Source organism: Stenotrophomonas sp. Sm6012 (assembly GCF_030985895.1).
Classification (GTDB): Bacteria; Pseudomonadota; Gammaproteobacteria; order Xanthomonadales; family Xanthomonadaceae; genus Stenotrophomonas; species Stenotrophomonas forensis.
In genome coordinates, this window is sequence record NZ_JAPTFX010000144.1 from 1 (window position 1) to 12042 (window position 12042).

Annotated in this window: 9 protein-coding genes; 5 read left to right on the forward strand and 4 right to left on the reverse strand. The window is 66.6% G+C overall.

Annotated elements, in window-relative coordinates; all coding sequences use genetic code 11:
• Positions 1-226 precede the first annotated feature (226 nt).
• Positions 227-1228: a DUF3103 family protein gene (locus O0J73_RS18675; RefSeq protein ID WP_308309350.1), complete on the reverse strand. Its 1002-nt coding sequence runs from the start codon at positions 1226-1228 to the stop codon at positions 227-229.
• Positions 1229-1541: 313 nt separating this feature from the next.
• Positions 1542-2792 carry a DUF819 family protein gene (locus tag O0J73_RS18680; protein ID WP_006462580.1) on the reverse strand — a complete coding sequence of 417 codons (1251 nt, stop codon included), beginning with the start codon at positions 2790-2792 and terminating at the stop codon, positions 1542-1544.
• Between the two features lie 133 nt (positions 2793-2925).
• On the opposite strand from O0J73_RS18680, the gene O0J73_RS18685 reads away from it, so the two are divergent.
• The gene (locus O0J73_RS18685; RefSeq protein ID WP_308309351.1) at positions 2926-3315 is read left to right on the forward strand and encodes a VOC family protein; all 390 of its coding nucleotides are present in this window, start codon (positions 2926-2928) and stop codon (positions 3313-3315) included.
• 47 nt (positions 3316-3362) lie between these two features.
• Here the strand turns inward: O0J73_RS18685 and O0J73_RS18690 are convergent, their stop codons facing one another.
• Both O0J73_RS18690 and O0J73_RS18695 read right to left on the reverse strand, forming a co-directional pair.
• Positions 3363-4649: a HAMP domain-containing sensor histidine kinase gene (locus O0J73_RS18690; RefSeq protein WP_006462690.1), complete on the reverse strand. Its 1287-nt coding sequence runs from the start codon at positions 4647-4649 to the stop codon at positions 3363-3365.
• Positions 4636-5349 carry a response regulator transcription factor gene (locus O0J73_RS18695; protein ID WP_053511933.1) on the reverse strand — a complete coding sequence of 238 codons (714 nt, stop codon included), beginning with the start codon at positions 5347-5349 and terminating at the stop codon, positions 4636-4638. Before O0J73_RS18695 ends, O0J73_RS18690 begins: the two co-directional genes overlap by 14 nt.
• A gap of 130 nt (positions 5350-5479) precedes the next feature.
• Between O0J73_RS18695 and O0J73_RS18700 the strand changes: the two genes are divergently transcribed.
• The 4 genes from O0J73_RS18700 (at position 5480) to O0J73_RS18715 (ending at position 12017) form a co-directional block, all read left to right on the forward strand.
• Positions 5480-7183, forward strand: a complete 1704-nt coding sequence (locus O0J73_RS18700) for a glycosyltransferase family 39 protein (RefSeq protein ID WP_197564731.1) — start codon at positions 5480-5482, stop codon at positions 7181-7183.
• Positions 7184-7294: 111 nt separating this feature from the next.
• A complete protein-coding gene (locus tag O0J73_RS18705) occupies positions 7295-8047 on the forward strand; it encodes a phosphatase PAP2 family protein (protein ID WP_006462794.1) in 753 nt (250 codons plus the stop codon).
• A complete protein-coding gene (locus O0J73_RS18710; RefSeq protein WP_308309352.1) occupies positions 8044-9693 on the forward strand; it encodes a phosphoethanolamine--lipid A transferase in 1650 nt (549 codons plus the stop codon). The genes O0J73_RS18705 and O0J73_RS18710 overlap by 4 nt, the downstream gene beginning before the upstream one ends.
• A 359-nt stretch (positions 9694-10052) precedes the next feature.
• Positions 10053-12017: a M2 family metallopeptidase gene (locus O0J73_RS18715; RefSeq protein WP_308309353.1), complete on the forward strand. Its 1965-nt coding sequence runs from the start codon at positions 10053-10055 to the stop codon at positions 12015-12017.
• Positions 12018-12042: the final 25 nt, after the last annotated feature.

Sequence of the window (12042 nt, forward strand, 5' to 3'; positions counted from 1 at the left end):
CTAACAACTATGCCCGGCAGCTCCGGACTGCCGCCTGAAACGGCTTCATGGCGTCCGTTTTCAGGGGGCCAGATCAGTGAGCCGCATGGATGCGGCGACCAAGCCCCCATGGATGGGTTTACGGCGTCCCCGCACACCCACAGTGCCCCGCCAACCCACGGAATGCCGCTTCGGCTTTTGACGTTGACGTTGCTTCGGCGGGTGCAGGGCTGCAAGCCCTGCTGGCCTACTCCACCAGGGTAATGGGAGTGAGCGTGACCTTGGCGTTGTTCGCTGCTCCCATGCGATCGGTGTACGCCTGCCCACGTTGGACAAGATAGAAGCTGTCCAGGTAATCGATGTCGTTGGAGAACCACGACGACGGCATCGCCTTGAGAATCGCGCCGGCAATATCGGCAATGACCGCATACTCCGGTGCGAACGCACCCAGCGCTGCCTTCACACCGTTGCTCAGCGCCACCAGCAGGTCCTGGTAGTTGGTGTCACCGTCATCCTCGAACAACTGCACGTTGGCGGCGTTGAACCGATAGTTGCCCCACAGCACCAGCGCCTGCTGCGGCGTGTAGTCGGTCTTGTCATGGTCCAGGTAGGGCATGTCGACCGTGGCCATCTCCGGCTCCGCCTTGCCGATCTGCAGCCCGGACACCACCGCGAACACCTCCGCCGCGCCCAGTGCCCACGGCTCCTGGTCGTCGGCCAGGCGGATGCGGTCCAGCCGGGTGATGTCCAGTGATGCACGCGCGCCATCGGCCGACAGCTGGATGCGCTCGGGCGATTGCAGGCCCCGTGCCCGGAGGCCGGCGTTGACCAGCGCCATGCCCTCCTGCACCGAGCGGCGGGTATCGACATCGACGATCAAGACCGGGAATGCCGGTGCCTGCCTTGCGTCCAGCACATGCGCGCGGCCCCGCGCGTCGTAGGCCGTCAGCGTGGTCCAGTCACGATCATTGCCCCGTGGCAGGCTGGCCACCCACAACTGGCGCGGCGCGATGTCAGCCAGCGACTGGCCGTCCGGCACGTAAGCGCGCAGCTGCAGCAGCCCCTCGCCCTGCGCTGGCAAGCCCTTGGCCTGGCGCAGCTGCTGATCGTTGCTGGCCAGCGAGACGCTGGCCTGGGTGTGGACGCCCGGGTCGAAGCGCTCCATCACGGCATCCAGTGCCACACCCCGTTCCGGCGAAGTAGCCAGCGTGGTGCGTACGGCCTCGGCGAAGCCGGGTTGGGCAATCAATCCCGCCACCTCACGCGCACTGGCCTCGGTTACGGCCTGTATCTGAGCACCACGCGCGGCAGTATCGCTTTGCGCAGCTGCCCCGGCGCTGGCCAACAGCAGTGCCAGCAGCGTGGTCCCCCCAATCATCCGTCGATGCGTCATTCCAGCCCCCAGGCAACGTCGCTGCGGATGAGCGACAGGTGCTGTCTACGCTACGACGCTGCCACCATACGATCCGGTATGTATCGCACAGTTCCGCCTGCGGCCTGCAAAAAAGAGCCGAGCATCGGCTCGGCTCTACACGGGATCGCGATGCCAGGCGTGGCCCGGCTCAGCCGGTGGCCATCCACTTCAGGATCAAGCCGGTGACATACGCCAGGCCCGTACCGGTGGCATAGCCCACCGTGCCCAACAGCACGCCCACCGGGGCCAGCGTGGGGTGGAATGCCGCCGCCACCACGGGGGCCGATGCCGCCGCACCGATGTTGCCCTGCGAACCAATCGCGAAGAAGAACAACGGTGCGCGCAGCAGCTTGGCAACGATCCAGAGCACCAGCACGTGCGTGGCCATCCAGATCGCACCCAGCAGGAACAGCCACGGACGATCCAGCAGCGACAGCAGGTTCATCTGCATGCCGATGCAGGCGATCAGGAAGTACAGGAACACCGTGCCCAGCCGCGAGGCACCCGCCGCTTCCAGCCGGCGTGCGCGGGTGAAGCTCAGGCCCAGGCCCATTGCGGTGGACAGCAGGATCACCCACACGAACTGACTGTCCAGGCTGAACTGGCTGGCCCAGCTGACGTTGGCCTTGAACCAGCCCGACAACGGCGCCGCGATCGCATGGGCCAGGCCGACGCCGCCCAGCGCCACGCCGACGATCACCATCAGGTCGGTCATGCTGGGAATGCGCGCGTTCTGCGCCTCGTAGGCACTGATGCGGGCCTTCATCTCGTCGATGGCGCGGGTATCGGCACCGTTGCGGGTGTCGATCTGCTGCGCACGGTTGGCCAGGAACAGCAGGATCGCCATCCACAGGCTGGCGCAGGCCACATCGACCACCGCGAACTGCCCGAAGGTGGTGGCATCGGTACCGAACACTTCGCGCATGGCGACCATGTTGGCGCCGCCGCCGATCCAGCTGCCAGCCAGTGCGGCCATGCCGGCCCAGGTGTCGCCGGCCACGGTTTCCGGGTGGATCAGCTTCATCAGCTGGAACGAGACGATGGCGCCGAGCATGATGCCGGCGGTACCGGCACAGAACACGATCAGCAGTTTCGGACCGAGCTTGGCGATGCCCTTGAGATCGATCGACAGGGTCAGCAGGACCAGCGCGGCAGGCAGCAGCACATCACGTGCGACCGGGTTGTACAGCGAGGTGTTGTGGCCGTCGATGACACCGGCGGTGTTGTAGATGGCGGGGATGAAGTAGCACAGCAGCAGTGCCGGCACCCAGGCGAAGATCTTCTTCAGCAAGGGGGTCGGGCCGCTGGCAGCCCAGAAGATCAGGGCCAGGGTGGCGGCAATCAGGCCCAGTCCAACGATGTCGTTGCTGATCAGGGCAGTAGCGGGTTCGGTCGGCATGGGATCCTCTGTCGATCGAAAGAGCGGAAAAAAAAGCGCCGCATAAGGCGGCGCAGGTTGAGATTAACATTGTCTTCACGCTGGGTCATGCTGCAGTGCCGACCACGACCCCATCTCCTCCGGGAGCCTCCTCATGCAGCTCGGCGCTTTTTCGGTCAGCCTCTCGGTGAAGGACCTGGCCGCCTCCCGTGCGTTCTATGAAGCGCTGGGCTTCACGGTCACCGGTGGTGACCCGGCACAGAGCTGGCTGGTGTTGCGCAGCAACGGTACGGTGATCGGACTGTTCCAGGGCATGTTCGAGGGCAACCTGCTGACTTTCAATCCTGGCTGGGACCAGCACAAGCAGGAACTGCCCCACTTCCAGGACGTACGTGAACTCCAGGCCGAGCTGGACTCCAAGGGCATCGAGCTGGCAGTACGTACCGACCCTGAGGGCCAGGGTACCGGCTACCTGCAGCTGGCCGATCCTGATGGGAATGTGATCCTGATCGACCAGCACGTGGCGCGCCCGGAAAGGCGATAACACGTACAGCATGCCAACCAAGGTTGGCATCTACCTGGACAGCCCGATCAGGTCGGTCGCGATGCGCCGAAATCCAGGGTGGCGCGCGTACCACGCGCTTCGCAGGGCTGCAGGCGCAGGGTCCAGCCCAGGTGCTCGCACAGGCGTGCGATCAGGTCCAGGCCGATGCCTCCACCGCGGTCGGCGCGGTCGCCTCGGGCCATGCGCGCGTGAATCGCGGCGATCTCCTCCGGGCTCATGCCGTGCCCCGGATCCTGCAGGGTAAGCACCGCCGAAGGACTGAGATGCAGTTCGATGTGCCCGCGCCCGCTGTTCTCGATGGCGTTGCGCAACAGGTTGCCGATCGCGGCCTGCACCACCGCCAGCGGCGCGACGATATCCACCGGCGCGGCCTGGATGCCGATGCTCAGGTCCTTGTCACCCAGCAGGTGACGATGGTCGTCGACAATCTCCGGCAGCAGCTGGTCCAGCGCGATGCGCTCGGCCCGTGCGGCCAACCGCGCCGGGTCACGCGCCAGTACCAGCAGCAGTTCGATCAGCTGTTCCACGTTCTGCGCCGTACGCAGCACCCGCTGCATCTGCTGGCGTGCCCGATCCGGCAGGCCCGGTTGTTCCAACGCCAGTTCCGCGGCGCCGGTCATTACCGCGATCGGCGTGCGCAGTTCATGGCTGGCGGTACTGATGAACACCCGCTCGCGCTCGACGAACTGCTCGTTGCGGTCCAGGTAGTCGTTCAACGCGTCAGCAATGGTATGCAGCTCGGAACTGCCGCGCGGGTCCACCTCGATGCGCTGCCCCTGCACGCCCGGCCGCAGCGCACCGATATGCCGGGCCAGCAGGCTCAGCGGACGCACCATCCGCTCCATGCCGAACGAAGCCATCAGCACGGTGACGAAGATCATGATCACCCCGGCCAGCATCACCCAGCGCGTCGCGAACTGTTCCAGGTCGTGGAAATCAGAGATGTCCAGCGCCAGCGCCACCCGCCCCATCGAGCCGGTGTCGCGCACCATCACCGCGGTCTGCCGCCCCTTGATCGGCACCCCATCGTGCAGGCCCGGGTGCAGCGTGCGCACGCTCTCGGGCATGTTGCCTTCATCGAAACGGAACAGGCTGAGCGTGTCCGAGTCCTGCCAGCGGTAATGCGGCTCGTGCTCGGTATGGTCGACGATGCTGTCCAGTTCGGAGTTGAGCAGCGCGCGCCAGGCCGCATGCTCGGCGTGCTCGTGCACATAGTTGCCGACGCTGAACACCGCGATCGACAACAGTGCCAGGTAGCCCAGCAACCACCACACCACGCGCCGGTACAGCGGGCCCGGCTTACGCGCCTTCATCGTCTTCCCTGGCCGGATCGCTGGCCGAAGTCACGGCCAGCCGATAACCGACCCGCGGCAGCGTGTGGATCAGCTTGTCGGCAAACGGGCCATCGACGCTGCGGCGCAGTTCGTAGACATGCGAACGCAACAGGTCTCCATCCGGTGGCTCGTCGCCCCACAGCGCGAACTCCAGCTGCTGGCGGGTGACCGCACCGGGGCTGGCACGCATCAGCACTTCCAACAGCTTGCGGCAGGCCGGGTACAGATGCAGTACCTGGCTGCCGCGCTGCGCCTCCAGGGTGGCCAGGTCCAGCACCAGGTCGCCCACCTGCAGCCGCTTGCGCGGATTGCGGCCCTGCGCACGCAGCAGCAGCGCCTCCAGCCGCACCTCCAGCTCGGGAAGGGCGAACGGCTTGGTCAGGTAGTCGTCGGCACCAGCGCGGAAGCCGGCGATCTTGTCCGGCAGCTCGTCACGTGCGGTCAGCATGATCACCGGCACTTCCGAGGCATGCTCGGCGCGCAGGCGGCGCAGCACCTCCGGCCCCTCCATGCGCGGCAGCATCCAGTCCAGGATCACCGCATCGTAGGGGTGGCTGCCGGCCAGGTGCAGGCCAGTGATGCCATCCGGGGCCACGTCCAGCACATGCCCGCGCGACTCGAAATAGTCGAACAGGTTGGCCACCAGCTGGCGGTTGTCCTCGATCACCAACAGACGCATGCACGAAACATCCACGGAAGTTCGTAACATGGTAGCGCTGCCCATGTCGGAATGCGGTCGCCTTGGCCACCTCTGACGATTTTCCCACCCCCGCCGCCTCAGAATGGCTGTTTTGCTCCCGGAGCCCGCCGTGCCCGTAGCCCTGCCCCGTCGTTGGCGCCTGCCCCTGCTGTGGCTGCTGATCATTGCCGCGCTGGCGGCCGGTATCGGCATGCGCCAGCCGCAACCACCGGACGAGCCCCGCTTCGTGCTGGCTGCCCGCACCATGGTCGAGAGCGGGCAATGGCTGCTGCCCCACCGTGGCGTCGAGCTGTATGCGGAAAAGCCTCCGGTGTTCATGTGGCTGCAGGCGGCGGCCTACGAGGTGGTGGGCAGCTGGCAATGGTCGTTCCTGCTGCCCTCGCTGCTGGGCGCCCTGCTCAGCCTGTGGCTGGTCTCGGATCTGGCGCGACGCCTGTGGTCCCCCCGGCATTCGCTGTACGCCGTGGCTGCGTTGTTCTGCACCCTGCAGTTCGGCCTGATGGCCAAGCGCGCGCAGATCGACATGGTGCTGGTCGGCATGACCACGGTGGCCCTGTGGGGCCTGATGCGCCACCTGTGCGAGCGACGCAATCTGCCAGCCCTGTGGCTGGCCGGTTTCGCCGCCGGTGTCGGCACGGTGACCAAGGGCGTGGGTTTCCTGCCCCTGCTGATGGTGCTGCCCTGGTTCGGCTGGTGGCTGTACCAGCGTCGCCGCGGCCATGTGGTGGAGGGCCCGCACCCGGCCAGCCTGCTCTGGCTGATCCCGGCCTTCCTGCTGGGCGTCGGGGTGTGGCTGGCACCGCTGGGCTGGGCCCTGCTGCATGCGCCCAGCGCCGAGCTGCAGGCCTATGCGCATGAGCTGTTGTTCAAGCAGACCGGCACCCGCTACGCCAACGCCTGGCATCACCGCCAGCCCGTCTGGTACTACCTGCAGGTGATCCTCACCCTGTGGCTGCCGGGCAGCCTGCTGCTGCCGCTGCTGTTCAAGCCATGGTGGCGCCGCCTGCGCCGTGGCGACCGCCGGCAGTGGCTGCTGCTGGGCTGGGCGCTGCTGGTGCTGGTGTTCTTCAGTGCCAGCCCGGGCAAGCGCGAGGTCTATCTGCTGCCGATGCTGCCGGCCATGGCGCTGGCCGTCGCACCGCTGCTGCCAGGCCTGCTGCGCCGGCTGTGCGTGCGCCGCTACCTGTTCGGCTACAGCGTGGTGCTGATGCTGGCCACCGGCGTGCTCGGCGTGATGCTGATGACCGAACACCCGTGGGCCTTGGCGCAGCTGGAGCGCCGGGCCATGCCTGACACCCTGCTGCCGGTGCTCGGCGACGGTCTGCTGACCTTCGCCATCGCCCTTGCCACGTTGATCGTATGGCTGCGGGTACGGCGCGCTGCGACCCTGGTGCTGCTGACCCACGGCATGCTGTGGATGCTGTACGGGCTGGTGCTGATTCCGGCGCTGGATCCCTATGCCTCGGCCTCGGCGCTGATGCGCCGGGTCGGCACACGGATCGGCCCCGATGCCGAACTGGCGCTGGTGGCCTGGCGCGAACAGAACCTGCTGCAGGCCGACCGCCCGGTGCGCGAGTTCGGCTTCAAGCGCCCGTGGGCCGAGCAGTGGCACGATGCGGGCCCGTGGCTGGCCGAGGCGCCGGACAAGCGTTGGCTGCTGGTGCTGGACGATGCGATGAGCCCCTGCGTGGACCCGGCCAAGGTGATCGACATCGGCGTGGCAAACCGCAATCGCTGGCAGCTGCTTCCGGGTACCGCCTGGGACCCGCAATGCCATGCCGAGCGGGCCGGGTCGACCGCCGAAGAAGACTGAACGTTGGCTCGTGCCGGGCCAGCGTTAACCCGGCACGAACGAGCGTCCGACCCTTCTCCGACATCCAGGTGACGAGCATGGCCGCGGATTCCCGAACCGCCCTTTCCCAGCATGCCCGTCCGTCCCATTGATTCGGTAGCGCCGCTTGCGACATCGCCGCTGGCGTCAAGATTTGCCGTAACCCACCTCTGGCTGCCTGTCGCCATCGGCCTGCCCGTGTTCACGCTGCTGATGGGCTTCGGTGGCGATCAGTGGGTCGCCGACCACCTGTTCCGCCTTGAGGGTGGCCACTGGGCATTGCAGGACGCCTGGGTCACCCGCACGCTCGTCCACAAGGCCGGCAAGTGGATGAGCACGGCAGCCGCGCTGGTGGCGATCCTGTTGTGCTTCCACCATTGGCGCAAGGGCCGTGACCGGACCCTGCGCTGGGCGCTGCTCTATGTCGTTGTTGCCATGGCGTTGGGCACCGGAGTGATCTCCCTGCTGAAGTCGCTGGTGCCGATGGAATGCCCGTGGGACCTGCTGCGCTATGGCGGCCACCAGCCCTTCATCGGACTGTTCACCCTGCGCCCGGCCGGCATGGCACCGCAGGCGTGTTTCCCGGCCGGGCACGCCAGCGCGGGCTACGCCTGGCTTTGCCTGTACTTCTTCGCCCTGCTGTGGCGGCCGTCGTGGCGCTGGGCGGGGTTGTGGATCGGCCTGGGCAGCGGCCTGGTGTTCGGCATCAGCCAGCAGCTGCGCGGTGCGCACTTCCTTTCGCATGACGTTGCCACGGCCTTGACGTGCTGGCTGCTTTCGTTGGGCCTGTATGTCCTGATCCGCCGTCAGCTGGACCGTCCACACCGCCAGGAGGCAAACGCATGAGCGCATCGGTCCAACGCTCTACCCGCCTGCCGGCCCTGGCAAGCGTCCTCCGCTGGCGGCCGCAGCTGTCCACCGAAGCACTGATCGCGCTGACCAGCCTGTTCTTCGCGGTGGCCGGCAACGGCCTGTTCTGGCACAGCGCGATGGCCAGCCATCCGGGCAGCCTGCGCTACGCCCTTTCGCTGCTGCTGTTGCTGCTGGGTACGCACGGCGTACTGCTCGGCATCCTGGTCTGGCGCTGGAACGCCAAGGTGGTGATCAGCCTGCTGCTGCTGGTGACTGCATTCGCCGCGCACTACATGAGCCGTTACCACATCTACCTGGATGCGGACATGCTGCGCAACGTGCTGGCGACCGACCCCAAGGAAAGCCGCGAACTGATGACGGTGTCGCTGGTGTGGCCGGTGCTGCTGCTGGCGGTGCTGCCGATGGTGGTGCTGTGGCGGGTGCAGCTGCGCCGCCGCAGCTGGGGCCGCAGCCTGCTGTGGCGCCTCGGCTTCCTGGTGGTGGCCGCAGTGACCGCAGTCGGCGGCGCGTTGATCTCGTTCCAGGACGTCTCGGCGCTGATGCGCAACCAGCGTGAAGTGCGCTATCTCGCCACGCCGGCCAACGTGCTGCTGGGCATGCCGCGTGCACTGCGTGGCGACAATCCGGTGCAGCGCGCGCCGAAGCTGCCGATCGGCACCGACGCCAAGGCCACCCCGCGTGCACCGGCCAGCAAGCCGCGCCTGCTGGTGATCGTGATGGGCGAGACCGTGCGCGCGCAGAACTGGGGCCTCAACGGCGGCCGCAACACCACGCCGGAACTGGCGCAGGCGCCGGTGATCAACTTCCCGGACATGCACTCGTGCGGTACCAGCACCGAAGTCTCGCTGCCGTGCCTGTTCTCGCCGTGGGGCCGCCACGACTACGACGAGAAGAAGATCCGCGCGCACCAGTCGCTGCTGCATGTGCTGAACCGTGCTGGCATCGCACCGCTGTGGCGTGACAACCAGTCCGGCTGCAAGGGCGTGTGCGAAGGTCTGGACTTCCAGTCGTTGTCCGACGCGACCACGCCGGGGCTGTGTGCCGATGGCCGCTGCATGGACGAGATCCTGCTGCAGGACCTGGCCACCCAGGTGCGCGCCAAGCCCGGTGACCGGGTGGTGGTGCTGCACCAGCTGGGCAACCACGGCCCGGCCTACTTCGAGCGCTATCCGCCTGCATTCCGCCGCTTCACCCCGACCTGCGACACCCGCGACATCGGCCGCTGCTCGCGCGAGGAGATCACCAACAGCTACGACAATGCCGTGCTGTACACCGATCACTTCCTGAGCAAGACCATCGGCACGCTGCAGGGCCTGCAGGACTACGACACGGCGATGATCTACCTGTCCGACCACGGCGAGTCGCTGGGCGAGAAGGGCCTGTTCCTGCATGGCGTGCCCTACGCCATCGCCCCGGCCGAGCAGACCCGCGTGCCGATGACGATGTGGTTCTCGCCGGGCTTTGCCAGCAGCCGTGGACTGGACCTGCAGTGCGTGCGCAAGCGTTCGGCGGCGTACACCGACCACGACAACCTGTTCCCGTCGGTGCTGGGCCTGATGCAGGTGAAGACCTCGCTGTACGAGCGCGAGCGCGACGTGTTCGCCAGCTGCGAGAGCTGAGGGGTGTTGTTCTGGCAGGGCTTGCAGCCCTGCACCTGCGGTAGTGCCGGCCGCTGGCCGGCAACCTCAACAGCAAAAGCTGGCTTCCTGTGGGTAGGCGGGGTGGGCTTGCAGGACCGTTGGCGCCATGGATGGCGCCATCGAGCCCCCATGGATGGGTTTACGGCGTGTCCTGCAAGCCCACACCGCCCCGCCATCCCACGGATAGCCCGCTTTTGATGTTGATGCTGATGTTGATGTTGCCGTTGCTCCTGCGGGTGCAGGGCGCAGCCCTGCCGAACCCTACCGACTTCCGCCACTTGCGGTGGCAGCGGCTGCCCACTAGCCTTCGGCCGTCGTTCACCACCCAAGGACCGCCCGTGAAACACCGCCATCTCCTGCTGGCCTCGGCGATCGCCGCCGCCACGCTGGCCCTGGTCGCCTGCAAGAAGGAACCGTCGCCCGGCACCGAGACCGCCAGCCCCAGCGCACCGGCCGGCGAAACCGCCGACCAGTTCGTGGCCCGCATCAATGCCGAATTCAAGGCCGCCTACCCGGAGATGACCTCGGCACAGTGGCTGTCCTCCACCTACATCAACAGCGATTCCGAACGCATCGCCGCCAAGGCCAACGAACGCTCGCTGACCCAGCTCAACAGCTGGATCGAGCAGGCCGCCAGGTTCGACGGCAAGCCGATGAGCGAGGACAGCAAGCGCGCGATCCACCTGCTGAAGCTGATGTCCTCGATGCCGGCGCCGCGTGACCCGGCCAAGCTGGCCGAGCTGACCCAGATCGCTACCCGCATGGAAGGCAGCTACGGGGCCGGCAAGTACTGCACCGATGCCAACGATCCGAACTCCTGCCGCCAGCTGGGCGAACTGGAGCAGGTGCTGGCGCGCAGCCGCGACTACGACAAGCAGCTCGATGCCTGGCAGGGCTGGCACAGCACCACCAAGAGCATGCGCGGCGATTACCAGAAGTTTGTCGGCCTGGTGAACGAAGGCGCCAAGGGCATGGGCTTCACCGATGCCGGGCAGATGTGGCGCAGCGGCTACGACATGCCGCCGGAGCAGATCGGCCCGGAAACCGACCGCCTGTGGGAACAGGTCAAGCCGATGTACGAGCAGCTGCACTGCTACGCACGCGGCAAGCTGGACAAGACCTATGGCAAGGACAAGGCGGAAGTGGGCAATGGCCTGATCGCCGCGCACCTGCTGGGCAACATGTGGCAGCAGGACTGGTCGAACCTGTGGGATCAGCTGGAACCGTACCCCGGTGCCGGCAGCCTGGACATCACCGCAGCGCTTGAAAAGCAGTACCAGAGCAACCTGAGCGCCGCGCTGGCCAAGGCCGGCAAGGATGCCAACGTGGCCGCGCAGTACAAGGCGCAGCGCGAGGCCGAACTGCGTACCGCCAGGCAGATGACCGAGCGCGCGCAGGACTTCTACGTGTCGCTGGGCATGCCCTCGCTGCCGCAGTCGTACTGGGAAAAGACCCAGTTCATCAAGCCCGATGACCGCGACGTGGTCTGCCACGCCAGCGCCTGGGACATGAACATGGAAGGCGATGTGCGCACCAAGATGTGCATCAAGCCGAACGAAGAGAACTTCACCACCATCTACCACGAGCTGGGCCACATCTATTACGACCTGGCCTACAACCCGCTGCCGCCGCTGTTCCAGGGCGGTGCCAACGATGGCTTCCATGAAGCGATCGGCGACACCATCGTGCTGGCGATGACCCCCAAGTACCTCAGCTCGATCGGCCTGGTCGATGCGCCGACCGAGAGTCGTGAGGCGGTCATCAACAACCAGATGCGCATGGCGCTGTCGGGCGTGTCGTTCCTGCCGTTCGGGCTGATGATCGACCGCTGGCGCTGGGGCGTGTTCGACGGTTCAATCACCGCCGACAACTACAACAAGGCGTGGTGGGACCTGAAGGCCAAGTACCAGGGCGTGGCCCCGGCCAGCCCCCGTGGCGAAGAGTTCTTCGACCCGGGCGCGAAGTACCACGTGCCGGGCAACACCCCGTACACCCGTTACTTCCTGGCGCGCATCCTGCAGTTCCAGTTCTACAAGGGCCTGTGCGATGCGGCCGGCTACAAGGGCCCGCTGCATGAGTGCACCTTCTACGGCAACAAGGAAGCCGGCCAGAAGTACTGGGCGATGCTGAGCAAGGGTGCCAGCCAGCCGTGGCAGGCCACGCTGAAGGAGCTGACCGGCAGCGACAAGCTCGATGCCGGCCCGATGATCGAGTACTTCAGCCCGGTCAACGAGTGGCTGAAGCAGCAGAACGAAGGCCAGATGTGCGGCTGGCAGGCCAACGCGGCCCCGGCGGCGAAATGAAAGAAGGGGCGGATCCGCAAGGATC